This window comes from Pseudolysinimonas kribbensis (genome assembly GCF_039531715.1).
Classification (GTDB): domain Bacteria; phylum Actinomycetota; class Actinomycetes; order Actinomycetales; family Microbacteriaceae; genus Pseudolysinimonas; species Pseudolysinimonas kribbensis.
This window is the reverse complement of the sequence record NZ_BAAAQO010000002.1, coordinates 350,290-373,558: the sequence shown is the minus strand read 5'-3', so window position 1 is coordinate 373,558 and position 23,269 is coordinate 350,290. Positions and strand designations below refer to the sequence as shown.

Annotated in this window: 27 protein-coding genes; 18 read left to right on the top strand and 9 right to left on the bottom strand. The window is 71.6% G+C overall.

All coding sequences use genetic code 11. The features are described from left to right. The first annotated feature begins 10 nt into the window (after nt 1-10). From ABD285_RS02485 to ABD285_RS02470, 4 genes are read left to right on the top strand one after another with little or no spacing between them, the layout of a single operon-like run. The gene (locus ABD285_RS02485) at nt 11-952 is read left to right on the top strand and encodes an ABC transporter permease (RefSeq protein WP_284253708.1); all 942 of its coding nucleotides are present in this window, start codon (nt 11-13) and stop codon (nt 950-952) included. Next, nucleotides 949-2,742, top strand: coding sequence for a dipeptide/oligopeptide/nickel ABC transporter permease/ATP-binding protein (locus ABD285_RS02480; protein ID WP_284253707.1), 1,794 nt, complete (start codon nt 949-951; stop codon nt 2,740-2,742). Before ABD285_RS02485 ends, ABD285_RS02480 begins: the two co-directional genes overlap by 4 nt. Beyond that, entirely contained in the window at nt 2,739-3,578 is an 840-nt protein-coding gene (locus ABD285_RS02475; protein ID WP_284253706.1) for an ATP-binding cassette domain-containing protein, read from the top strand. The genes ABD285_RS02480 and ABD285_RS02475 overlap by 4 nt, the downstream gene beginning before the upstream one ends. After that, nucleotides 3,575-4,582, top strand: a complete 1,008-nt coding sequence (locus ABD285_RS02470) for a lactonase family protein (protein WP_284253705.1) — start codon at nt 3,575-3,577, stop codon at nt 4,580-4,582. Before ABD285_RS02475 ends, ABD285_RS02470 begins: the two co-directional genes overlap by 4 nt. A gap of 4 nt (nt 4,583-4,586) precedes the next feature. Here the strand turns inward: ABD285_RS02470 and ABD285_RS02465 are convergent, their stop codons facing one another. Further along, nucleotides 4,587-5,282 (bottom strand): winged helix-turn-helix domain-containing protein, encoded by a 696-nt coding sequence (locus ABD285_RS02465; RefSeq protein ID WP_284253704.1) that lies wholly within the window; start codon nt 5,280-5,282, stop codon nt 4,587-4,589. 310 nt (nt 5,283-5,592) lie between these two features. Then, nucleotides 5,593-6,225 (bottom strand): uracil phosphoribosyltransferase, encoded by a 633-nt coding sequence (upp, locus tag ABD285_RS02460; protein ID WP_284253703.1) that lies wholly within the window; start codon nt 6,223-6,225, stop codon nt 5,593-5,595. Between the two features lie 12 nt (nt 6,226-6,237). On the opposite strand from upp, the gene tadA reads away from it, so the two are divergent. Continuing rightward, complete coding sequence (gene tadA / locus ABD285_RS02455; protein WP_284253702.1) at nt 6,238-6,723, top strand: tRNA adenosine(34) deaminase TadA; 486 nt, start codon at nt 6,238-6,240, stop codon at nt 6,721-6,723. A 105-nt stretch (nt 6,724-6,828) separates the two neighbouring features. Here tadA and ABD285_RS02450 read toward each other — a convergent pair whose 3' ends face one another. Further along, nucleotides 6,829-7,611: an SDR family NAD(P)-dependent oxidoreductase gene (locus ABD285_RS02450; protein WP_284253701.1), complete on the bottom strand. Its 783-nt coding sequence runs from the start codon at nt 7,609-7,611 to the stop codon at nt 6,829-6,831. 106 nt (nt 7,612-7,717) lie between these two features. On the opposite strand from ABD285_RS02450, the gene ABD285_RS02445 reads away from it, so the two are divergent. Continuing rightward, on the top strand, nt 7,718-8,560 hold the full coding sequence (locus tag ABD285_RS02445; RefSeq protein ID WP_284255645.1) for a helix-turn-helix transcriptional regulator: 843 nt from the start codon (nt 7,718-7,720) through the stop codon (nt 8,558-8,560). Nucleotides 8,561-8,573: 13 nt separating this feature from the next. On the opposite strand, the gene ABD285_RS02440 is transcribed toward ABD285_RS02445, so the two are convergent. Beyond that, the gene (locus ABD285_RS02440) at nt 8,574-9,536 is read right to left on the bottom strand and encodes a cation diffusion facilitator family transporter (RefSeq protein ID WP_284253700.1); all 963 of its coding nucleotides are present in this window, start codon (nt 9,534-9,536) and stop codon (nt 8,574-8,576) included. 42 nt (nt 9,537-9,578) lie between these two features. Between ABD285_RS02440 and proC the strand changes: the two genes are divergently transcribed. Beyond that, nucleotides 9,579-10,409, top strand: a complete 831-nt coding sequence (gene proC, locus ABD285_RS02435; protein ID WP_284253699.1) for a pyrroline-5-carboxylate reductase — start codon at nt 9,579-9,581, stop codon at nt 10,407-10,409. Nucleotides 10,410-10,523: 114 nt separating this feature from the next. On the opposite strand, the gene ABD285_RS02430 is transcribed toward proC, so the two are convergent. Next, complete coding sequence (locus ABD285_RS02430) at nt 10,524-11,219, bottom strand: potassium channel family protein (RefSeq protein WP_425564925.1); 696 nt, start codon at nt 11,217-11,219, stop codon at nt 10,524-10,526. Then, nucleotides 11,212-12,630, bottom strand: coding sequence for a TrkH family potassium uptake protein (locus tag ABD285_RS02425; protein ID WP_344199987.1), 1,419 nt, complete (start codon nt 12,628-12,630; stop codon nt 11,212-11,214). The genes ABD285_RS02430 and ABD285_RS02425 overlap by 8 nt, the downstream gene beginning before the upstream one ends. 116 nt (nt 12,631-12,746) lie before the next feature. Between ABD285_RS02425 and ABD285_RS02420 the strand changes: the two genes are divergently transcribed. The 3 genes from ABD285_RS02420 (at nt 12,747) to ABD285_RS02410 (ending at nt 13,701) form a co-directional block, all read left to right on the top strand. Further along, a complete protein-coding gene (locus ABD285_RS02420; RefSeq protein ID WP_344199984.1) occupies nt 12,747-13,217 on the top strand; it encodes an ArsR/SmtB family transcription factor in 471 nt (156 codons plus the stop codon). Nucleotides 13,218-13,312: 95 nt separating this feature from the next. After that, on the top strand, nt 13,313-13,510 hold the full coding sequence (locus ABD285_RS02415; protein ID WP_284253697.1) for a helix-turn-helix domain-containing protein: 198 nt from the start codon (nt 13,313-13,315) through the stop codon (nt 13,508-13,510). Between the two features lie 92 nt (nt 13,511-13,602). Further along, complete coding sequence (locus ABD285_RS02410; protein ID WP_003792170.1) at nt 13,603-13,701, top strand: 30S ribosomal protein bS22; 99 nt, start codon at nt 13,603-13,605, stop codon at nt 13,699-13,701. A 173-nt stretch (nt 13,702-13,874) separates the two neighbouring features. On the opposite strand, the gene ABD285_RS02405 is transcribed toward ABD285_RS02410, so the two are convergent. Next, nucleotides 13,875-14,636 (bottom strand): HAD family hydrolase, encoded by a 762-nt coding sequence (locus ABD285_RS02405; RefSeq protein WP_284253696.1) that lies wholly within the window; start codon nt 14,634-14,636, stop codon nt 13,875-13,877. A 63-nt stretch (nt 14,637-14,699) separates the two neighbouring features. On the opposite strand from ABD285_RS02405, the gene ABD285_RS02400 reads away from it, so the two are divergent. The 3 genes from ABD285_RS02400 to ABD285_RS02390 are packed head-to-tail and all read left to right on the top strand — an operon-like array spanning nt 14,700 to nt 16,122. Next, nucleotides 14,700-14,954 (top strand): glutaredoxin family protein, encoded by a 255-nt coding sequence (locus ABD285_RS02400; protein ID WP_284253695.1) that lies wholly within the window; start codon nt 14,700-14,702, stop codon nt 14,952-14,954. A 32-nt stretch (nt 14,955-14,986) separates the two neighbouring features. Then, entirely contained in the window at nt 14,987-15,538 is a 552-nt protein-coding gene (locus tag ABD285_RS02395; protein ID WP_284253694.1) for an NADPH-dependent FMN reductase, read from the top strand. Beyond that, entirely contained in the window at nt 15,538-16,122 is a 585-nt protein-coding gene (locus tag ABD285_RS02390) for a hypothetical protein (RefSeq protein WP_284253693.1), read from the top strand. Before ABD285_RS02395 ends, ABD285_RS02390 begins: the two co-directional genes overlap by 1 nt. Nucleotides 16,123-16,131: 9 nt before the next feature. Here the strand turns inward: ABD285_RS02390 and aspS are convergent, their stop codons facing one another. Beyond that, a complete protein-coding gene (aspS, locus tag ABD285_RS02385; protein WP_284253692.1) occupies nt 16,132-17,454 on the bottom strand; it encodes an aspartate--tRNA(Asn) ligase in 1,323 nt (440 codons plus the stop codon). 85 nt (nt 17,455-17,539) lie between these two features. On the opposite strand from aspS, the gene ABD285_RS02380 reads away from it, so the two are divergent. Genes ABD285_RS02380 through ccsB form a run of 5 tightly spaced genes read left to right on the top strand, consistent with a single transcriptional unit; the run spans nt 17,540 to nt 22,245 of the window. Then, a complete protein-coding gene (locus ABD285_RS02380; protein WP_284253691.1) occupies nt 17,540-18,178 on the top strand; it encodes a histidine phosphatase family protein in 639 nt (212 codons plus the stop codon). Beyond that, the gene (locus ABD285_RS02375; protein WP_344199977.1) at nt 18,175-18,792 is read left to right on the top strand and encodes a TlpA family protein disulfide reductase; all 618 of its coding nucleotides are present in this window, start codon (nt 18,175-18,177) and stop codon (nt 18,790-18,792) included. Before ABD285_RS02380 ends, ABD285_RS02375 begins: the two co-directional genes overlap by 4 nt. Then, nucleotides 18,792-19,517, top strand: a complete 726-nt coding sequence (locus ABD285_RS02370) for a cytochrome c biogenesis CcdA family protein (RefSeq protein WP_284253688.1) — start codon at nt 18,792-18,794, stop codon at nt 19,515-19,517. The genes ABD285_RS02375 and ABD285_RS02370 overlap by 1 nt, the downstream gene beginning before the upstream one ends. Next, nucleotides 19,504-21,225 (top strand): cytochrome c biogenesis protein ResB, encoded by a 1,722-nt coding sequence (gene resB / locus ABD285_RS02365; RefSeq protein ID WP_344199972.1) that lies wholly within the window; start codon nt 19,504-19,506, stop codon nt 21,223-21,225. The genes ABD285_RS02370 and resB overlap by 14 nt, the downstream gene beginning before the upstream one ends. 9 nt (nt 21,226-21,234) lie before the next feature. Beyond that, on the top strand, nt 21,235-22,245 hold the full coding sequence (ccsB, locus tag ABD285_RS02360; protein ID WP_425564924.1) for a c-type cytochrome biogenesis protein CcsB: 1,011 nt from the start codon (nt 21,235-21,237) through the stop codon (nt 22,243-22,245). A gap of 8 nt (nt 22,246-22,253) precedes the next feature. Here the strand turns inward: ccsB and ABD285_RS02355 are convergent, their stop codons facing one another. Next, entirely contained in the window at nt 22,254-23,249 is a 996-nt protein-coding gene (locus tag ABD285_RS02355; RefSeq protein WP_284253686.1) for an o-succinylbenzoate synthase, read from the bottom strand. Between the last annotated feature and the right edge of the window lie 20 nt (nt 23,250-23,269).

The window sequence follows — 23,269 nt, the reverse complement described above, 5'->3', positions numbered from 1 at the left end:
GTTCGATCCCGTGCTTGCCTACGTGCTCCGGCGCCTGCTCATCGGAGTGGTGCTCGCGGTCCTGGTGACCTTCATCACCTACCTGCTGCTGAGCGGGTCGTTCCGCGATATGGTCTCGACCCTGCTCGGGCCCGACGTGACCGCGGCCGACATCACGCGACGCACACACGCCCTCGGGTACGACCGCCCGGTCGTCGTGCAGTACGTCGACTGGCTGGGTCACGCCGTGCGCGGCGACCTCGGCACATCGCTGTTCACCAGCTCGGCGGTCGCCCCCACGGTGCTGTCGCACATCGTTGTCACGATGTCGATCGTCTTCCCGGCGCTCCTGATCGCGGTGATCCTCAGCGTCACGCTCGGCGTGTGGGCCGCATCGCGAAGCGGCGCCCCCGACCGGATCGCGCAGAGCATCTCGCTCGTCGGGCACGTGATCCCGGCGCTGCTGACCGCGATCGTGCTGGTCGTCGTCTTCGCCGTGGAGCTCAAGATCTTCCCGGCCACCGGCTTCGTCCAGTTCATCGACAGCCCGGTCGGCTGGCTGCGCAGCGTCACCCTTCCGGTGGTCGTGCTCGTGATCGCGGGCATGGCGAGCATCACGGCGCAGGTCCGCGGATCGATGATCGAGGAACTGAGCAAGGACTACGTGCGCACCCTGCGCACGGCCGGCCTCCCCGCGCGGTCGATCGTGCTCAAGCACGCGCTGCGCAACGCCGGCAGCCCGGCGCTCACGGTCATCTCGCTGGAGTTCATCTCGCTCTTCAGCCACTCGGTGATCATCGAGAACGTGTTCGCGCTCCCGGGCTTCGGATCGTTCGCCTTCAGCTCGGCGCAGAACATCGACGTGCCGGTCATCATGGGCGTCACGCTCGTGAGCGTCGTGCTGGTGACGGTCATCAACCTGATCGCCGACGTCGCCAACGGCTACCTCAACCCGAAAGCGAGACTGCATTGAGCACCACGCTGATCCCGGAGCCCGACGACGCGCAGATCTCGGTGGTGCCGCGCCGCTCGGTGTGGCGACATCTGCGGCGCGATCCGCAGGCGGTCGCGACCGCGATCATCCTCATCGTGCTGTTCCTCGCCGGCCTCCTGAGCCCGCTCATCTCGCCGCACGACCCCAACGCCGCCAGCCTCGACGCGATCAACCTGCCCACCGGCACGCCCGGATATCTGCTCGGCGGCGACGAGAGCGGGCGCGACATCCTGTCGCGGCTGCTCTACTCGTTCCAGACCGCCACCGTCTCGGCGCTCATCGGCGCGAGCGTCGCCCTCGCGATCGGGGTGATCGCCGGCCTGGTCGGCGGCTACTTCGGCACCGCGGTGCGCAGCAGCACGGAGTGGCTCTTCAACCTGATCATGACCTTCCCGGGTCTCATCACCCTCATCGTGCTGCTCCCGCTGACCCACGGCGACTATCGATGGACCATGCTCGTGCTCGGCGTGCTGATGAGCCCGGGCACCTACCGGATCGTCCGCAACCTCGTGCTGGGCGTGAAGAAGGAGCTCTACATCGACGCCGCCAAGGTGTCGGGCCTCGGCGACGTCCGGATCCTCGCCCGCCACGTGCTGTTTGCCGTGCGCGGTCCGATCATCGTCAACACGGCGTTTCTCATGGGGTCGGCCATCGCGGCGCAGTCCGGTCTCGCGTTCCTCGGCGTCGGGGCGAAGGACGTGCCGAGCTTCGGCCTCATGATCTACTCCGGCTTCAACAACATCTACGCCAGCCCTCTGCAGTTCGTGTGGCCGTGCATCTCGCTCGGCATCTTCACCGGATGCCTCGTGCTGTTCGGCAACTCGCTGCGCGACGCGTTCAGCGGCCCGCGCATCAAGCGGCAGAAGCCGGCACAGGGTCTTCGACTGGTCACGTCCGCGATCCCGACATCGGTGGTCACGGCGACGGTCGAGCGGGACGACGAGCCGATGCTCGCCATCGAGGATCTCGGGATCTCGTTCCCTGGCACCACGGGTGCCCGCGAGGTGGTCAAGGGCGTGAGCCTGACCGTCGACCAGGGCGAGGTCGTGGGGCTCGTGGGCGAGTCCGGCTCCGGCAAGACGCAGACCGCGTTCGCCGTCCTGGGAGTGCTCGCCCCCGAGGCCCGCGTCACGCGGGGCTCGGTCCGCCTCGAGGGGCGCGAGCTCGTCGGGCTCTCCGAGTCGGCGCTCCGGTCGCTGCGCGGGCGCGTCGTGTCGTACATCCCGCAGGAGCCGATGTCGAACCTCGACCCGTCGTTCACCGTCGGATCCCAGCTCACCGAGCGGGTGCGCCACACCCTGCGGGTCTCGCGGCGCGCGGCGCGGCAGACGGTGCTGGACCTGCTCGCGCGGGTCGAGATCCCGGATCCGCCGAGAGTGTTCCGCTCGTATCCGCACCAGATCTCCGGCGGCATGGCGCAGCGCGTGCTCATCGCGGGAGCCGTCGCGTGCCGGCCGCGGCTGCTGATCGCCGACGAACCGACGACGGCGCTGGATGTGACGGTGCAGGCGGAGATCCTCGATCTGTTGCGCGACCTGCAGAAGGAGTTCGGCATGGCGATCCTGCTCGTCACCCACAACTTCGGTGTCGTCGCCGACATCTGCGACCGGATCGCGGTGATGCGCGGCGGCGAGATCGTCGAGACCGGCGTGACCCGGGAGGTGTTCCGGGCGCCGAGACACGCGTACACGCGCGGGCTGCTCGATGCGATCCTCGACGAGGGCGCACCGGCCGGCGGCGACGCGTCGACCGTGGGGGCCGGGCGATGAGCGCGCTGCTCGCGGTCGACCAGCTGCGCGTGCGGTTCGGGACCGGCAAGCGGGCGACCGAGGTGCTGCACGGGGTGAGCTTCGAGATCGCCCCGTCGGAGACCCTCGGCCTCGTCGGGGAGTCGGGCTCCGGCAAGACCACGATCGGCCGGACGGTGCTCGGACTGGTGAAGGCGCACAGTGGCGCCGTCAGCTTCGACGGGCGCGATATCACCTCGGCCGGGCGGCGGGAGCGCCGGGCGCTCGCGAAGGACATCCAGGTCGTCTTCCAGGATCCCTACAGCTCACTCAACCCCGCGATGGCGATCGGCGACATCCTCTCCGAGCCTCTCATCATGCAGGGCGTGTCCAGACGGGATGCCCGCGCGCGGGTGCGCACGCTCCTCGACCAGGTCGGCCTGCCCTCCGACGCGACGGATCGGCGTCCGCAGGAGTTCTCGGGCGGACAGCGTCAGCGCGTCGCCATCGCGCGCGCGCTCGCGCCGGAGCCCCGGCTGATCGTCTGCGATGAGCCGGTCTCCGCCCTCGATCTCACGACGCAGGCGCGCGTGCTCGACCTGTTCGCCGAGATCCAGCAGCGCACCGGTGTCGCCTACCTCTTCATCTCGCACGACCTCGCCGTCGTCCGGCACATCAGCGACCGCGCGTGTGTGCTGTACCGGGGCGACATCGTCGAGACCGGACAGGTCGACGACGTGATCTCGCGCCCGACGCACGCCTACACCCGGCGCCTCATCCTCGCGGCGCCCGTCGCGGACCCCGACCGGCAGGCCGAGCGCCGGCGCGAGCGGCGCCGGCTCCTCGACCTCGAGCGGTCGACGGAGGCGGTCGCGTGAGCGCCGAGCCGCGGCGCGTGGCCGTGGGATCGGCGCACCGCTCCGCCGGCGGGGGCCGGATCGAGATCCTCGAGCTCGCCCCGTCACCGGCCGGCGACTCGGTGGTGCGGGTCGCGAGCGCCGTCACCACCGGCCCCATCGCCTATCTGGCCCGGCATCCCCGGCTGCCGCTGCTCTACGCGGCGAGCGAGGACGGATCGCAGGGCGTCGTGACCGCGTACGCGTGGGATGCGGAGGGCGCGCTCGAGCAGCGCAGCGCCGGGCGCTCGCCGGGCCGGCCCAGTCACCTGTGCGTGTCGAGCGATGGTGCCCACCTCCTCACGGCCGACTACGGCACCAGCTCCGTCAGCCTGTTCCGCCTCGAGGCCGATGGATCGATCGCCGGCCGGCTCGACGAGCTGCGCTGCGAAGGGTCCGGTCCGTCGGCGCGGCAGGAGAGCTCGCACCCGCACCAGGTCGTCGAGGTCGACGGCGCCTTCTTCGTGCCCGATCTCGGCGCGGACCTCGTGCGCCGCATCACGATCACGCCCGGCGGCGCCCTCCGGGAGACGGCTCGCCTCGCGGTCCCGCCGGGCAGCGGACCCCGGCATGCCGTCGCCGCGGACGGGCTGCTCTACGTCGCGTGCGAGCTCTCCGGCGAGGTGCGCTGGGACGGCTTCGACGGGGCGGCGGGCTTCGCGAGCGGCATCGGCTCCTCGGCGACCGGGGCCGACGAGATCATGCCGTCGGCGATCCGCCTGGTCGGCGATCGCATCCTGGTGGCCAACCGCGGGCCGGGCACGGTGCTCGACGCGCGACGCACCCCGGGCGGCCTCGTCGACGCGCACGAATTCGCCTCCGGTGGCACGTGGCCGCGTGACCTCGTCGTCGCCGGCGACCTCGTGGTCGTGGCCGATCATCGCGCCGACGCGGTGCACGTCGTCGGCGGGATCGAGCCGCACCAGCTGCTCGCGGTGCACCGGGTGTCGGGGCCGACGAGCGTGGTCGCGCTCGCGGCGGCCTAGCCTCCTAGAAGACGTCCGGAGAGGGCGTCGACGCGTAGCGGATCGTGACATCCGCGTGCCGGTCGAACCGGTATCCCGCGCCCCGCACGGTGCGCACGATGTCCTCGTACGCGCCGAGCTTGGAACGCAGCCGCCGCACGTGCACGTCGATCGTGCGCTCGTTGGGCGTCTCGTCGTCGTCGGTGTCGCCCCACAGCGTGGCGATGATCTCGTGCCGGTCGATCGTGCGCCCTTCGCGCAGCACCAGGAACTGCAGCAGCTCGAACTCCTTGTACGTCAGCGGCGAGGTCTCGCCGTCGAGCTGCACCCGCTTGCGGGAGATGTCGATCACGACGCCGCCGCGCGGCTCGGGCGCCTCGGCCGCGGGCGCCGTCTGGCGGTGCTTCGCGAGGGCGGCCGGGTCCTGCAGGGCGAGGCGCACGACGTCGACGTCGCGGCCGCCGGTACCGGATGGCGCGAGCGCGACCGCCGCGTAGGTCTCGGCGGTCGGTGCGATCGCCGCGAGCGCGCGCTTGAGCGTCTGGACGATCTCGCCCAGATCGGTGCCCGCGAGGGCGGCGGCGTTCTCGTCGATGCCGACGTAGAGCGCGAAACCGCGCGGCTCGGTGCCATCGGGGACCGCGCGCAGTCGGCGCGGCGCCGGATCGGGCTCCGGTGGGAGCGCGGTGGTGGGAACGGGGGCGAGGGTGGCCAGAGACATGGTGTCGAATCCTTGATCGGAGGCGGCACCCGCGGATTCATCCGTCGCGGGCGACGCGGTGCTGTCGATATGCGTGGGATCGCCGGGCAGATCCGGCGTGCGGGAGTTCATGATGAGAACTCGGACGGGTCAGATCCGTCAGGCGCACATTCGACAGCACATGACCGCAGCCGCCGGCATCATCATGCCGGCGTTCCCCAGGGCCTCGCGGGCGATCAGGGTACGCGGATGGGCGGTCATGGGTCACATTGTGCCATGGCCGCGGGGTCCGGCGCGACGCGGACCGTTCGCGGCGGCGCCCAGGGCGGGGTCAGACGGTGCCGTAGAGGCGGTCGCCGGCATCCCCGAGGCCGGGCACGATGTAGCCGACCTCGTTGAGCCGCTCGTCCTTCGCGCCGAGCACGATCGTCACGTTGCGGCCCTCGGTCGCCCGCTCGACCGCCGCGAGGCCCTCGGGGGCGCCGATCAGGCAGATCGCGGTCACGTCGACCGCGCCGCGGGCGAAGAGGTAGTCGATCGCGGCGATCAGCGAGCCCCCGGTGGCGAGCATGGGGTCGAGCACGAAGCACTGCCGGTCGGAGAGGTCGTCGGGCAGCCGCTCCGCGTAGATCGCGGGCTGCAGCGTCTGCTCGTCGCGCACCATGCCGAGGAAGCCGACCTCGGCGGTCGGGACCAGCTTGACCATGCCGCCCAGCATCCCGAGCCCGGCGCGCAGGATCGGCACCACGAGCGGGCGTGGATCGCTGATGGCGAGGCCCTGGGTCTCGGCCACGGGCGTCTGCACCGTGATCGGGGTCGTGCGCACGTTGCGGGTCGCCTCGTACGCGAGGAGCGTCACGAGCTCCTCCGCGAGGTTGCGGAACGTCGGCGACGGCGTGCGCGCATCCCGCAGCACGGTGAGCTTGTGGGTGATGAGCGGGTGGTCGGCGACATGGACGCGCATAGGGTCAAGGGTATGGCCGCCGCCGCTGCCGTCCCAGAGGCATATGAGGACGCGATGCGCGCCGCCCTCGCGGCGGCGGAGCTCGCCCGCTCCGGCGGCGACGTGCCGGTCGGCGCGGTGCTGCTGGATCCGGATGGCGCGGTGCTGTCGGTCGGACGCAACCGCCGTGAGGAGGACCGCGATCCCACCGCGCACGCCGAGGTCGTCGCGATCCGGGCGGCGGCCGCCATCCGGGGCGACTGGCATCTCGACGACTGCACGCTCGTCGTGACGCTCGAGCCCTGCGTGCTGTGCGCCGGCGCGATCCTCGCCGCACGTATCCCGCGGGTCGTGTTCGGGGCGTGGGACGAGAAGGCCGGCGCGGCCGGCAGCAGGTACGACCTGCTGCGCGACCGGCGCCTGCCCCACCGGGTCGAGGTGCTGCCGGGCGTTCTCGAGGAGGAGTGCGGCGAGATCCTGCTCGACTTCTTCCGGGGCCGCCGCGGCTCCGAGCTCTGACTCCCGCGCCGAGCGCCTACGTTTGCATCTGCGAGGCGCGGTCGAACGTGCCCGTTCGATGCGAACGTAGGCGCTCGACGCGGGGGGAACAGGTCAGTCGACTGACTAGGCGGCCGGACGGGTCCACCTGCCCATGCCCTGGCCGCCGGATGCCTCGAGCCGCTGACCGGTGACCCAGGCGAACTCCTCCGAGAGGATCGCCGCGGCGGCGCGGCCGATGTCGTCCGGCTGCCCGACGCGGCCGAGCGCGCTCGAGGCGATGATGCCGGCCTGGTAGGCCTCGTTGTCGCGGATCTGGCCACCGGCGAAGTCGGTGGCCGTTGCTCCGGGAGCGAGCACGTTGACCCGGATGCCGCGCGCTCCGAGCTCCTTGGCGAGGTAGCGCGTCCAGACCTCGACCGCGCCCTTCATCGCGGCGTAGACCGAGTACCCGGGGTTGACGAGGTTCTGCGTCAGGCCGGTCGAGATGTTGAGCACGGCGCCGCCGTCGGCCAGCAGCGGGCTCAGCTCCTGGGTGAGCAGCACCGGACCGGTGACGTGCACGGCGAGCAGCGACTCGATCTGCTCGCGGGTGGTCGAGCCGAAGAAGGTGTCGAGCGCGTAGCCCGCGTTGTTCACGAGGATGTCGAGGTCGTCGCGACCCCAGGTCGCGTGCAGCGTCTCGCGCAGGGTCGCGGCGAAGGCGGGGAAGGTCTCCGGCATCGTGGTGTCGAGCGGGAGCGCGACGGCCGTGCGGCCCGCCGCCTCGAGGTCGGCGACGACCGCCGCGGCCTCGTCGACGCCGGTGCGGTAGGTGAGGATGACGTCCACGTCGTGATCGGCGAGGGCGAGCGCGGATGCCCGGCCGAGGCCGCGGGATCCGCCGGTGATGAGGGCGATGCGTGTCATGCCTCGAGGATGCGCCGATGCGGGGACGGCATCCAGGGCGCGCTTATCCGGGGAGCGGCGATCCCTGGCACGGGCGGCGCAGGGCGAGGACGATGGAGACGTGGAGATGGATCGCGCGCAGCTCGCCGACTTCCTGCGCACCCGGCGCGAGGCCCTGCAGCCCGAGGACGTCGGCCTGACGCGCGGGCCGCGTCGTCGCACGAGCGGCCTGCGGCGCGAGGAGGTCGCCCAGCTCGTCGGGATGTCGGCCGACTACTACGGACGGCTCGAGCAGTCGCGCGGTCCGCAGCCCTCCGTGCAGATGCTCACGGCGCTCGCGCGCGGGCTGCACCTGACGCGCGCCGAGCGCGATCACCTGTTCCGGCTGGCGGGACACCCGGCGCCCGACCGCCGGGGCGACATCGACCACATCGCCCCCGGCATCCTGCGCATCGTCGACCGCCTGCAGGACACCCCGGCCATGGTGATCGGCGAGACCGGCGAGACGCTGCTCCAGACGCCGCTCGCGGTCGCGCTGCTGGGCGACGCGACCCGGTGGACCGGGCTCGCCCGCTCGACGGTCTACCGCTGGTTCACCGACCCGTCCTCACGCGCGGTGTACCACTCGGACGACCACGCCGTGCACGGCCGGGTCTGGGTCGCAGAGCTGCGGGATGCGCTCGGGCGAGGCGGGGCGGGCTCCCGGGCGGCCGAGCTCGTGGCGGCGCTCGAGCGCGAGAGCGCGGAGTTCCGTGCGCTGTGGGCGGAGCACGAGGTCGCGCAGAAGCAGGTGCGCACGAAGCGGTTCGTGCATCCGGAGGTCGGTGAGCTCACGCTCGACTGCGAGACCCTGCTCGACCCGGAGACGCAGCAGCGGCTGCTCGTGTTCACCGCGACGCCGGGCTCGGAGAGCGCGCAGAAGCTCGAACTGCTGGCCGTGATCGGCACGTACGAACCGGCGGCCGAGTAGGCGATCGACGGGCTCAGTCGGCCGACTTGATGACGATCGCGTCGGTCGTCATCGCCTCGCGTTCGGGGCGCAGGATGTCGGGCTCGATGTAGATGACCCGCGCCACGGGCACGGCGGCGCGGATGTCGACCTCCATCTGGTCGATCGCCTCCGCGACCTGCTCGAGCTTCGTGGTGTGCGGGAAGGCGACCTTGGCCGCGACGAGCATCTCGTCCGGGCCGAGGTAGAGCGTGCGCAGGTGGATGAGCGCCTCGGTCTGCGGGTGCTGGTTGAACGCGTCGCGGATGCGTTCCACGACATCCGGCTCGGCGCCCTCGCCGATCAGCAGGCTCTTCGTGACGCTGCCGAGGATGATCGCGACCGTCACGAGCAGCAGGCCGATGAGCAGGGTGCCGAGCGCGTCGAAGACCGGGTTGCCGGTGATCACCGTCAGGCCGACCCCGAGCAGGGCGAACACCAGGCCGATGAGCGCCGCCGTGTCCTCGAAGAGCACGACCGGCAGCTCCGGCGCCTTCGCACGGCGGATGAACGAGATCCAGGAGCCGGTGCCCTTGAACGGCAGCGACTCCTTGCGCGCGGTGCGGAAGGAGAAACCCTCGAGGCCGATCGAGATGACGATGACGGCGATCGGCAGCCACCAGTTCGTGATCTCGTGGTGCGGCTCGAAGAACTTCTGGATGCTCTCGTAGATCGAGTAGGCGCCGCCGACCGAGAACAGCACGATCGAGACGATGAAGGCGAAGAGGTAGCGCTCGCGGCCGTAACCGAACGGGTGCTCCTGATCGGCGGACTTGCGCGAGCGGCGGCCGCCGACGAGCAGGAGCACCTGGTTGATGGTGTCGGCGAACGAGTGCACCGCCTCGGCGAGCATGGCGGCCGAGCCGGAGAACAGCGCCGCCACGAGCTTGGTCAGCGCGATCCCGAGGTTGGCGGCCATCGCCGCGATGATCGCCTTGCCGCCGCCGGATGCGCTCACGCGCTCCAAGTTACCCTGGCCCGCCAGCTAGGATCGCGACCCGTGAGCCCCTCGCTGCCCCGGATCGCCCTGCTCGGAGCCGGCTCGATGGGCGGTGCGCTGCTCGCCGGACTCATCGCCTCCGGCGTCGGGCACGGCGGCGTGACCGTCACCAACCGCACCGCCGCGAAGGCCGCGGCGCTCGGCGGGCCGGGCGTCACGTCGCTGGCGCTGGAGCGCGATCCGGATGCCCAGCGCACCGCCCTGGACGGCGCGCGGCTCGTGGTGCTCGGCGTCAAGCCCGCGATGATCCCCGAGCTGCTGACGTCGATCCGCACCGACCTCGACCCGGATGCCGTGGTCGTCTCGGTCGCGGCCGGCGTGACGATCGCGTCGATGGAGGCGCTCGTGCCGAACCCGGTGCTGCGGGCGATGCCGAACACCCCGGCGGTCGTGCGCCTCGGGGTCACGGGGCTGGCATCCGGGCCGCGGGTGTCGGCCGAGCAGACGGCCGTCGCCCGCGCGTTCTTCGAGACCTCGGGCGCCGTGGTCGAGGTGCCCGAGGACCGGATCGACGCCCTGAGCACGATCTCCGGCTCGGGGCCGGCGTACGTGTTCCTGCTCGTCGAGAGCTTCACCGCGACCGCGCTGCGGATGGGGTTCTCGGATGCCGACGCTCGGCTCATGGTTCAGCAGACGTTCCGCGGCGCGTCGGAGCTGCTGGCGGCATCCGACGTCGATCCTGCCGAGCTGCGCCGCCGCGTCACGAGCCCGAAGGGCACGACCGAGCGCGCGATCGCGGTGCTCGAGGAGGCCGACCTCACCGGGCTGTTCGACCGCGCCACCGCCGCAGCCCTCGATCGCGCCCGCGAGCTCGCCCACGGCGACGCGTGACCCGCGCGGGCCGCGCCCCACATCCGATCGACGTTTTGCCATCCGATCGTCCCCCCGCGCGCCGCATCGGATGGCAAACGGTCGATCGGATGCGCGAGAGGGTCGCGCCGAGCGTCACTTGAGTCGAGCGAACCGCTCCAGGTCGCCGATCGAGCCGCTGACGATCGCGATGTCGCGCTCATGCAGCACCGTCTCGGTCGAGGCGTAGGTGAAATCGCCGCCGGGCTGCTTCACCCCGACGACCGTGACGCCGTGCTTCGAGCGCAGGCCGCTCTGCCCGAGCGGGATGCCGCGCAGCGGCTTGGGCGGGTGCATCTTGACGATCGCGAAGTCGTCGTCGAAGCGGATGTAGTCCAGCATCCGATTCGAGACGAGGTGCGCGACCCGCTCGCCGGCCTCCGCCTCCGGGTAGACCACGTGGTGCACGCCGATGCGCGACAGGATCGTGCCGTGCGCCTGGCTGACCGCCTTCGCCCAGATCTGCCGGATGCCGAGGTCGACGAGGTTCGCCGCGATGAGCACGCTCGACTCGATCGAGGTGCCGACCGCGACCACCGCGACCGGGAAGTCGCCGGCGCCGAGCTGGTGCAGCGCCTCGACCGAGCGCGCGTCGGCCTGCACCGCGTGCGTCAGCCGGTCGGCCCACTTCTGCACGAGGGCCGGATCCTCGTCGATGGCCAGCACGTCGCGGTCGAGCCGGGCCAGCTGCCCGGCGGTCGCGGCGCCGAACCGGCCGAGCCCGATGACGAGCACGGGCGCGTCGGCGGGGATGTCGCTCGCGATGTCGCTGGGGGTGGATGCGTCAGCCAACGATGGGCCTCTCCTCCGGTCGGCGGAACAGCTGGCGCCGGGTCGACGCCGCCAGCGCGGCGGCGAGGGTCACGGTGCCGATGCGTCCCAGGAACATGGTGGCCGCCAGAACGTACTGCGCCGGTTCCGACGCGCTCGCGGTGAAACCCGTCGAGAGCCCGCACGTCGCGAACGCGCTGATGACGTCGAACAGCACGTCGTCCAGCGGCGCGCGGGTCATGACGAGCAGCGTGATGGTCGCGGCCGCGACGGTCGTGGCCCCCCACAGCACGACGCTGACGGCCAGGCGCATGACATCCGACGGGATGCGCCGCCGGAACGACTCCATGTCGTCGACGCCCCGTGCCTCCGCGAATGCGCCCAGGAACAGGATCGCCAGGGTCGTCACCTTGATGCCGCCCGCGGTCGAGGCGGAGCCGCCGCCCACGAACATGAGCATGTCGGTCACGAACAGGCTCGCCCCGTCGAGGTGGCCGACGTCGACGGTCGAGAACCCGCCCGAGCGTGCCATCGACGACTGGAAGAAGCTCTGCAGGATCCGCTGGCCGGGGTCGAGGCCGCGCTGCGCACCATCCCACTGCAGCAGCAGCAGCGCGAGCGCCCCGCCCGCGAGCAGCAGGAGGAAGGTCGCGATCGTGAGCTTCACGTGCAGGCTCCAGCGGCGGGGATGCCACGGGTTCCGGGACAGCGTGTGGATGACCGGGAAGCCGATGGCCCCGAATCCGACCGCGATCATCAGCACGATGAGGAACCACGCGTCGTGCGCGTACGGACCGAGGCCGGCGCTCGAGGGGAGGAAGCCGGTATTCGTGAACGCCATGGCGGCCGTGTAGACGGACTGCCAGCCCGCGGTCCAGGGATCGTCACCGGCCAGCAGCATCCGGGGGAACAGCAGCACCGCCGCCGCGAGCTCGATCACGAGCACACTCACGGCGACCGTCACGATGAGTCCGCCGGTGTCGCCGAGCTGCAGGGCCTGGGCGTCGACCCGCAGCCCCTTGCGCAGGTTGAGCGGGTTGGCGTCGCCGGCGGCGAGCAGCTTCTGCCGCAGCCCGAGCTTGCGACTGATGATGAGGCCGAGGATCGACGCGAGGGTGAGCACCCCGATGCCGCCGATCTCGACGCCGACGAAGATGAAGACATGCCCGAGCGGCGACCAGAACGTCGCCATGTCGACCGTCGACAGGCCGGTGACGCAGATGACGGACACGGCCGTGAAGATCGCATCGACCAGGGGTGCGGCGTGCCCGGAGCTGGTGGCCGGCGGCAGCGAGAAGAGCACGGCGAAGAGGGCGGTCAGCCCGGCGAACACGAGGAGCGCGAAGCGGGCCGGCGTGGCGACCGAGAAGTCGCCGATCGCGTCGGCCATGCGGGTCGGCAGCGAACCCCGGCGGATCGGCGTTCCGGCCATCCCTGGATGCTATCCCCGGAACCGCCGGCCGAGACGGCCGGCGGCACCGGCTCCGCGGGGGAGGTCGGAAACGACCTCCCCTCCCAGCGGGGAGCGTGCTGTGCGACCCTGGAGCGATGAGCGACATCTTCGACGTGCTCGCCGACGGCACCCGGCGCGAACTCCTCCGGAGCCTGCGCGATCGCGGCGACGAGGTGAGCGTGAGTGAACTCGTCAGCGAGCTCGGCATCAGCCAGCCGACCGTCTCCAAGCACCTCAAGGTGCTGCGCGACCACGATCTGGTGAGCGTGCGCGAGGAGGGGCAGCACCGGTACTACCGGCTGGATGCCGCACCGCTCGGCGAGATCGAGGCCTGGCTCGCGCCGTTCGCGGGGGGCGCCGCGGCGGACGGGACGGCATCCGGCGCGCTGCTGGAGTCGGGTGCGTTCTCGGCCTGGGCGGGCGCCGAGGTCGGCGGTCGGCTCGGCCGCACGGCAGCGGAGACCGCGCATCAGGCGCGTGCGGCGCTCGAGGCGGCGCAGGAGAAGCTGCAGGGCGCGCAGCGGCGGGTTTCGGTGCGGCTGCCGAGATGGGGTCGCCGCTCCTAGACACGGGGGCTCGCGATTCCCTATATTGACGCTGGGCACTCGCGTCACAGCAGTCACATAGACAACAGCGAGCGCCCCCCACAGAAGGGGTGTCGATGGCCGATCTCTCGGACGTCCGCTTCCTCACCGTCGCCGAGGTCGCCGACATGATGCGCGTCTCGTCGATGACCGTCTACCGGCTCGTGCACGCCGGCGAACTGCCGGCCGTGCGCTTCGGGCGTTCCTACCGGATCCCGGAGTCGGCGGTCGCGCAGGTCATCGCGGCCCCCGGGGCCGAGCGCGACGCGGGCTGAATCCGGCCTGGGCTAGACTTCTGCGGTTGACTTTCCCCGCGGTTCGTTTCGGAACCCGGCCGGTGGTCCGATCGAATCGAATGAGGTGAAGTATGGGCTCCGTCATCAAGAAGCGCCGCAAGCGCATGGCGAAGAAGAAGCACCGCAAGCTGCTGCGCAAGACGCGGCACCAGCGTCGCAACAAGAAGTAGTGCACGAACGCCCGGCTCCGGCCGGGCGTTCTGCATGTGCGGGGTGCACCGCCCCCGGCTTTGCTGCGCAACCGATCGGCGGTTTGCCATCGGATGGTGCCCGCGCGCACCTGCACGGATGGCAAACCGTGTAGCGGTTGCGGAGCGTGGGTGCGGATGCCGAACGCGAGCTGCTACTCCGTGACCTTCTTCGCGTCGCGGGCCTCGCGGCGCAGGCGTCGCCGGGCCTCGCGGATGCTCGAGGGTCGCAGCCGCATGATCGGCCAGTGGTGATCGTGCGCGTGCTTCATGAGGGCGACATCCGGATTCACGACCGTGGGGTGGCCGACGAGTTCGAGCAGCGGGATGTCGTTGCGGCTGTCGGAGTACGCCCAGCTCTCGGCGAGGTCGGCCCCCTCGCGCTCGGCGAGCTCGCGGACCGCCTCCGCCTTGCGCTCGTGGTGCAGGATGTGGCCGATGATCCGGCCGGTGAAGACGCCGTCCTTGGACTCGAACTGCGAGCCGAGCGCGCCGGTCAGCCCGAGCTTCTGCGCCATGCGCTCGCCGATGACGAGCGGCGTCGCCGAGACGAGCCACACCTGGTGCCCGCGGGCGATGTGGTCCTGGGCGAGCTTCACGGTGTCGGGGTAGAGCCGCGGACGGATCCGGTGCTCCCAGATCGAGTCGGCGAGCTCCAGGATCTGGGCCTCCGAATGCCCGCCGAGCAGCCCGAGCGCCCGCTCCTTCGACGACGCGAGGTGCTCGTCGTTCTCGCCCACCATGATGAAGCGCACCTGGTGCCAGCCGAACAGCGCGATGTCGCGAGCACGGATGATGCGGCGCTTCCACGCCTCGCGCCCGAGCTGGAACAGGCTCGTGCCGCGCATGAGCGTGTTGTCGACGTCGAACAGCGCCAGGATGGGCCGGTCGCTCGGCGGCAGCGGCTCCTCGGGCATCGATCCATGCTAGCCGCGTGCCCGCACCGGACGCCCGGGCAGGTCGCCGCCTAGGCTGGCGGCGTGCCGCGACTGACGCTGCTGACCCGACCCGGATGCCACCTGTGCGACGACGCGCGCGCGCTGGTGCAGGACGTGCTCGGCGGGTACCCGGAGGTCGCGTTCGAGGAGCGCTCGATCGTCGGCGATGCGGAGCTGGAACGCGAGTACGCGGAGGAGATCCCGGTCGTGCTGATCGACGACCGCGTGCATACGATCTGGCGCGTCGACCGCGCCCGCCTGGTCGGCGCCCTCGACGCGGCAGGACGTCGGGTCTAGCCACGAGCGCGAGCCCGGTCTAGCCTGCCGACATGCTGCGGACGCCGGTGCTCGCGATCTGCGGGAGCCTGCGTGCCGACTCGCTGCACCGCGGGCTCCTGCGCGCGATCGAGCGCCGTGCGCCGGGCCTCCAGCTGCTCGGCGACGACCTCGTGCCGCAGCTGCCGCTCTTCGATCCCGGGCTCGACACTCCCGACCGGATGCCGACCGCGGCTCGCGAGCTGCGCCTGCTCGCGGAAGGCTGCGCCGCCGCGATCATCGCGTCGCCGGAGTACGTGCACGCCCCGTCCGGCGTCACCAAGAACGCGCTCGACTGGCTCGTCGGGTCGACCGGGCTGTACGGCAAGCCGGTGCTGCTCATGTCGGCATCGCCCGGGCAGACGGGCGGCATCCGGGGCCTCGCCGCCCTCGTGCCGACCCTGCTGGCGATGGATGCCGCGCTCGTCGACCCGGTGAGCGTCTCGCACGCGCCGAACCGCATCCGCCCCGACGGCGAGGTGCTCGACGCCGGCCTCGACCTGCGGCTCGACATCGCGGTCGAGCAGCTCGCCGAGGCGATGCCCGTCTCGGTGGCCGCGCGCTGATGCAGCGGCTGTACTCGAGTTCCGGCGATCCCGGCGAGCGCCCGGCGGTTCCCGCATGGGTGCAGCCGCCGCAGGACGAGCTTCCCGTGCTGCTGCCGATCGGCGAGGTGCTCGCCCGCACGGCCGGCACGGTGCTGGCGGTGTCGGCGCTCGAGGTGTACTCGACGGGTGTGGTGATCCGCGTCGATTCCGTCCTCCGGCGGCTGGGGGAGACGGCGAAGGACTGGAGCTGGATCCTGCACGGCGGGTTCGGACGGCGGGAGGATCCGCCGGGTGACGAGCTGCACTGGCGCGTCGTGCTCGCCGAGGGATCCACGGCGGAGTTCGGTGGATTCCCGCACGGCAGGGCGTGGGACGAGCAGCCCGAGGGGTGGTCGCTGTCGTTCGCGAACGGCGGCGGAGGCGGGGGCGGCGATGAGCGCTACGACCAGCACCACGGGCTGTGGCTGTGGCCGCTGCCGCCCGAGGGTCCGATGGAACTCGTCGCGGAATGGCGCGAGCGCGGCATCCTGGAGAGCCGCGTGACCGTCGACGGCGCCGCGATCCTCGCCGCGGTGCCGCGGGTGCGCAGTCTCTGGCCCTGACGGCGCGCGCTACGGCTCCAGGCGGTTCGGCCCGCGGAACAGGTAGATGACCTCGCGGATCGACGGCAGGTGCAGCAGCAGCATCAGCACGCGCGCGAGGCCCATGCCGAAGCCGCCGTGCGGAGGCACCCCGTACTTGAAGAATTCGAGGTACTCGCCGATCTCGTCGGGGTTCAGACCCTTGTCCTGCGCCTGGGCGACGAGCACGTCGATACGGTGCTCGCGCTGCGCGCCGGTGGAGATCTCCGCGCCGTTGAAGATGAGGTCGTAGCTGTTGGTGAGGCCCGCGTCGTCGTCGTGGCGGCGGTGGTAATAGGGCCGGATGCTCGACGCGTAGTCGGTGAGGAACACGAACTCGTGCCCGAGCTGCTCCTTCACGTACTCCGAGATGCGGCGCTCGCCCTCCGGGTCCATGTCAGCGTCGTGCCGGGGCACGGTGTAGCCGCGGGCGGCCACGATCTCCTTCGCCTCGGCGAGCGGGATGCGCGGGAACGGCAGCGACGGCACGGTCACCTCGACGCCGAACAGCGCCTCGATCTCGGCGCCGTGCTTCTCCTTCACGGCGGCGAACGCGGCGGCGAGCAGCTGCTCGTGCATCGCCATGACGTCCTCGTGGGAGTCCACCCAGCTGATCTCGGCATCCACCGACACGAACTCGGTGGCATGCCGCGACGTGAACGACGGGTCGGCCCGGAAGGCGGGCCCGATCTCGAAGACCTTGCCGAAGCCGGCGGCCTGGCCCATCTGCTTGAAGTGCTGCGGGCTCTGCGCGAGGTAGGCGGTCGTCTCGAAGTACGGCACCTGGAACAGCTCGGCGCGCGACTCCGACGGCGAGGCCATGAGCTTCGGCGTGTGGATCTCGATGTAGCCGTTGTCGACCCACCAGGTGCGCATCGCGTGCAGCAGCGTCGTCTGCACGCGGAACAGCAGGTTCATCTCGGGCCGGCGCAGGTCGAGCCAGCGGTAGTCGAGGCGCTTGTCGATCGACGAGTCCTCCGCGATGGGGGAGTCGAGCGCGGCGGCGGCGACGTCGAGCCGGCCGACCTTGACCTCGAGCCCGCCGAGCTTGACCCGCTCGTCGTGCTTGAGGTCGCCCTCGACCCGGATGAAGGTGCCCGCCGTGAGCGCGGAGATCGCGTCGGCGATCGGGTCGGGCTGCGGGTCCTCGCCCGCGTCGGTGCGCGGGTGCACGAGCTGCACGGCGCCGGACTCGTCGCGGAGCACGACGAACTGCACCTTCTTCTGGTCGCGCACCGTGTCGACCCATCCGGCGACGGACACGGGTCCGTCGATCGCGGCGGCCAGGTCGGCGACGAGCGTGCGAGAGGTCACGGGCACCGAGTTTACGGCCCGCGCCGACGGGCGGCCGGTTCGTCCGTCGGCGGAGCTTCAGGCAGCCGCCCGTAGAATCCGGAGCGTGTCCGCCGACCTCGTCCGCCTGGTGCGCCACGGCGAGGTCTTCAATCCCGCCGGGGTGCTCTACGGCCGGATGCCGGAGTTCCACCTGAGCGATCGGGGCCGCGACATGGCGCGACTCGCGGCGCGGTCGCTGGCCGGCCACGACATCCGGCGCGTGATCGCGAGCCCGCTCACCCGCACCCGGGAGAGCGCGCAGCCGTGGCTGGACCTGTTCCACCCCGCGGCGGGCCTCGAGATCGACGAGCGCATCATCGAGCCGACCAACGTCTTCGAGGGCACCAACATCCGGCGCGCGGTCCGGGCGAATCCGCTGCTCGCCCGGCACTTCCGCAACCCGTGGCGGCCGAGCTGGGGCGAGCCGTTCGCGGCGATCGCCGCCCGGATGATGGCCGCGATCCACGACGCCCACGCCTCGGTCGACGGCGGCGAGGTGGTGCTCGTCAGCCACCAGTCGCCGATCTGGATGGCCGCCCGCACCGTGCAGGGCAGGCCGCTCGCGACCGATCCGCGCAACCGGCGGTGCGCCCTGTCGAGCATCACGAGCCTCGCCCTGCGCGACGGCCGCTTCGTCGAGGTCTCCTACGAGGAGCCCGCCGCGGAGCTGCTGGCCGGGGCCGTCGACCAGGGGGCGGTGTGAGCGCGCGCGGACGCCGGATGCGGGCGGCGGCGGTCGTGCTGGTGGCGGCATCCCTCGCACTGGCCGGCTGCTCGTCGGGTGACGGGATCGCCGGCAGCTACACCGGCGGCGACTACACCTCGGGCGACGGCACGACGCGGGTGATCGCGCCCGGCAGTCGCACCGCGCCGATCAGCTTCACGGCGACGACGTCGACCGGCGGCACGGTGTCGAGCTCCGAGCTGCGCGGCGACGTCGTCGTCGTCAACTTCTGGTATGCGCAGTGCGCGCCGTGCATCGCCGAGGCCCCGCGCCTCGAGAAGCTCTACGCCCACTTCGGCTCGGGGGAGAAGGGCGTGCAGTTCCTGGGGGTCGACATCAATGACCTGGCGCCGCAGGCGACGGCCTTCGCGAAGGCGCACGGCGTCAGCTACCCGATCACGATCGAGACCGGCAACAACGCGCCGATGGCGGCGGCGTTCGCCGGCAAGTTCTCGCCGCGCACCACCCCGACGACGCTCGTCATCGACACGAAGGGCCGGGTCGCGGCGCGCTTCGACGGCGAGATCACGACGGATCAGACCAGCGTGCTGCGCGAGGTCATCCAGGACACCCTGACCGAGACGTCGTCCTGATGGATGTCGGCTCGATCGTCGCGGGCGGCGGCCTCTGGCTCGCCGTGCCGATCGCGCTCGCGGCCGGCCTGGTGTCGTTCCTGTCTCCGTGCATCCTGCCGCTCGTGCCCGGCTACCTCGGCTACGTCAGCGGTGTCACCGGCGGGGCGGTGCGCACCCGGGGTCGCGTGCTGCTCGGCGCGGCGCTGTTCGTGCTCGGGTTCTCGGTCGTGTTCATCCTCGCGACGGTGCTGGTCGGCACGGTCGGCGTGTTCGTCGCCCAGTGGTCGGACCTCATCCTGCGGATCGCGGGCGTCGTCGTCATCGTCATGGGCGTCGTCTTCATCGGGCAGGTCAGCTTCCTGCAGCGCACCGTGAAGCCCGGATGGCAGCCCCGCACCGGCCTCATCGGCGCGCCGCTGCTGGGCGTGATCTTCGCGATCGGCTGGACCCCGTGCGTCGGCCCGACCCTCGTGGCGGTGACCTCGCTCGTGCTCGACCAGGGCGACCTCGCGCGCGCGGTGCTCCTCGGCGTCGCGTACTGCCTCGGCCTCGGGGTGCCGTTCCTGCTGGTCGCGATCGGCTTCGGCTGGGTCGGCGCGTCGGTCCGCTTCGTCAAGCGCCACATCCGGGCCGTCAACATCGCGGGCGGCGCGCTGCTGATCGTCATCGGCGTGCTCATGGTGTCGGGGTTGTGGGGCGTCGTCGTGCATTCGATCGGGGTGGGCGCGAATGTCCCGCTCTGACCTGTCCCGCTCTGACTCCGACGCGCCGACGAGCTTCGGCGCCCGCCCCGACGGCCACGCCGAGGCGCCCGAGCCCGCCCCCGGCATCCAGCAGCCGCGGCTCGGGCCGGTCGGCTGGCTCCGCTTCCTGTGGCGCCAGCTCACGAGCATGCGCACGGCGCTCATCCTGCTGCTGCTGCTCGCCCTCGCCGCGGTGCCCGGGTCGCTCGTGCCGCAGCGCACCTCCGACCCGAATGGCGTCATCCAGTTCCAGCAGCAGAACCCCGACGGCTACAAGATCCTCGACGCGCTCGGAGTGTTCTCGACGTTCGCGTCGCCGTGGTTCTCGGCCATCTACCTGCTGCTGTTCGTTTCGCTCGTGGGGTGCATCATCCCGCGCACCCGGCACCATCTGCAGGCGCTCGTGGCGAAGCCGCCGCGCACGCCCGCCCGGCTCGAGCGGCTGATCGGCTACACGGAGGCGACGACCGCCGTGGATGCCCCCACCGCCGTCGCCGAGGGACGCCGCGTGCTGCGCCGCCTCGGCTACCGGGTCGAGAACTACCCGCTGCCCGGCGGCGGCGACTCGGTCTCGGCCGAGCGCGGCTACCTGCGCGAGACCGGCAACCTGATCTTCCACGTCGCGCTCGTCGGCATCCTGCTCACCGTCGGCGTCTTCGGCGGCTTCGGCTACACCGGCCAGCGCATCCTCGTGCAGGACTCCACGTTCACGAACGTCGGCAGCGACTACGACTCCTTCATCCCGGGCCGGTTCTCGTCGGTGGACGACCTGCAGCCCTACCAGATGCGGCTCGAGTCGTTCCGGCCGACCTACGCCTTCAACCAGACGACCGGCACCTGGGACCCGGAGGACTACGTCACCCGCCTGAGCACCCGCACCCCCGGCGGCGGGTGGACGAAGCAGGAGCTCAAGATCAACGCGCCGATCACGGTCGGCGGCACCCAGATCTACCTGCTCGGCAACGGCTACGCGCCGATCCTCACGATCCGGGACTCCCACGGCACGGTCGTCAAGAACGAGCCGACGCCGTTCCTCGCGCAGGATGCCAACCTCACGAGCAACGGCGTGCTGAAGGTCGCCGACGGGCTGACCGACTCCACGGGGAAGCCGACGCAGATCGGCATCCAGGGCTTCTTCCGGCCGACGCCGCCGGCGGGCAAGGACCAGATCCTGTCGGCCGCGCCGCAGCTGTCGCCGAAGGCCGACGTGTTCCTGTCGGTGTACATCGGCGACCTGGGCCTCGGCGGCGGCACCCCGCAGAACGTGTACACGCTCGACGTGGCGAAGCTGAAGCTCGCCGCGGGGCGCGACCCCGCGACCAGCAAGACGGTCGGCGGCGGGCCGATCGACCTCGTGCGCGGGCAGACGGCGACGCTGCCGGACGGGCTGGGCACGATCACGTTCAGCGGCATCCGGCGCTACGTCAGCCTCGACATCCACCACGACCCGACGCCCCTTCCCGCGCTGGTGTTCGCGCTGCTCGTCCTCGGCGGCCTGCTTCTCAGCCTGTTCGTGCCCCGGCGGCGCATGTGGATCACCGCGGTCACCGGCGAGGACGGCACGCGACTGCGCTACGCCGGCCTCGCCCGCGGCGAGGACGCGAACCTCGAGGCCGCCGTCGCCGAGGTGGCGGCGCGCCACCGCGCGGCCCTCGGTGACCCGGGCGACCCCGACGGTCCGGACGACCCCCCGAACACCGATACCTAGGATGTGACCGTGACGACCGATACCCTCGCCGCCTATTCGCTGCTGATGGCGTACTCGGCGATCGCCGTCTACGCGATCGCGTTCGTCATGTACGTGCTCGACCTGAGCCGGCGCACCGGGTCGATCCCCGTCGCCGAGGCGAGTGCTCGTGCCGCGGTGCCGGCCGCGACGACCGCACGGGCCGGCGGCGGCACGGCCCTGCTCGAACGGGTCGGCAGCGTCACCACCCGCATCGCCGAGGGCCAGGCGAAGAGCGTCAACAAGGCGACCCGGTTCCAGCGCACGGCGTTCGCGCTCATGATCATCGCCTGGGTCGTGCACGTCGGCGCCGTCGTGCTCCGCGGCATCGCGGCCGACCGCGGCCCGTGGGCGAACATGTACGAGTTCTCGCTCACCGGCACGGCGATCATCGTCGGCATCTTCATCGTCGTGAACCTCTGGCGCGACGTGAAGTTCCTCGGCGCCTACATCACCGGCTTCGTCGTGCTGATGCTCGGCCTCGCCGCCACCAACTTCTACGTCGCCGTCGCGCCGACGTCGCCGCCGCTGCAGTCGTACTGGCTCTACATCCACATCTCGGTCGCGATGCTCGCCACCGGCTTCTACGCGGTCGGCGGCGGGCTCGCGATCGTGCAGCTGCTGCAGCAGGCGCGCGAGAAGGGGCGCCTGACCCGCGGACGGTTCCTGGCGACCTTCCCGTCGTCGGCGACGCTCGAGGCGATGTCGTCGCGCCTGATCATCGTCGGCTTCGCGTTCTGGACCTTCACCCTCATGGCCGGCGCGATCTGGGCGTACCACGCATGGGGTCGCTACTGGGGCTGGGACACCAAGGAGGTCTGGACGTTCATCGTGTGGGTCATCTTCGCCGGCTACATCCACGCCCGCGCGACCCGGGGATGGCGCGGCACCCGATCCGCTTGGCTCGCGATCATCGGACTGGCCGCGGTGCTGTTCAACTTCACGATCGTGAACCTGTTCTTCCACGGGCTGCACGCGTACAGCGGGCTCTCCACGATGTGACCTCGCCGCTACTCGACCCGCGAGGCGAGGAGGGCGTGGCAGCGCTCCAGGCGGTCGAGCCACCACGTCGTGCGCTCCGGGGGCGCCGCAAGAGCGTCGAGGGCGTCGGCATCCGGCACCGGCCGGGTGACCGGGATCGCGCCGTCGACCGGCACGAGCGGATCGGCGACGACGTCGCGCTCGAACAGGCCGACGGTGGCGAGACCGCAGTCGTAGGGCAGCTCGGGCAGGGCGGCCGCGAGGTGGGCGCCCATCGCGATCCCGATGCTGGTGTCGAGGGCGCTCGACACGACGACCGGCAGTCCCGCGTCGCCCACGATCTCGAGCGCCCGGTGGATGCCGCCGAGCGGCTGCGCCTTGATCACCAGCAGGTCGGCGGCGCCGGCCCGCGCGACCGCCAGCGGGTCGGCGGCCTTGCGCACGCTCTCGTCGGCGGCGATGGGGATGTCCCAGTCGTGCAGGCGGGAGCGGAGCTCGGCGAGCTCCTCGACGCTCGCGCACGGCTGCTCGAGGTACTCGAGGTCGAACGGCGCGAGGGCGTGCACGGCGTGCTCGGCCTCGTCGACGTTCCAGCCGCCGTTCGCGTCGAGCCGCACCCGGCCCTCGGCGCCGAGCGCCGCGCGCGCCGCCGCCACGCGGGCGACGTCGTCGGCGAGCGCCTGCCCGCGTTCGGCGACCTTGACCTTGACGGTGCGGCATCCGGGATAGAGCGCCAGCACGGCCGGCACATCGGTCGCGGGCACGGCGGGCAGCGTCGCGTTGACCGGGATGCGATCGCGGCGGGCGGCGGGCGGCGCGTTCCAGCCGAAGTCGATCGCGGCGGCGAGCCAGGTCGCCGCCTCCGCGTCGTCGTACTCGACGAACGGCGAGAACTCCGTCCAGCCGGCCGGGCCCTCCAGCAGCACGGCCTCGCGCACGTCGACGCCGCGGAAGCGCCGCCGGAGCGGGATCGCAACCACCCGCGCGCCCGCCCGCAGCTCACGCAGGGGCGGGGTCGCGGGCATGTGCCCAGAGTAGGCTGACG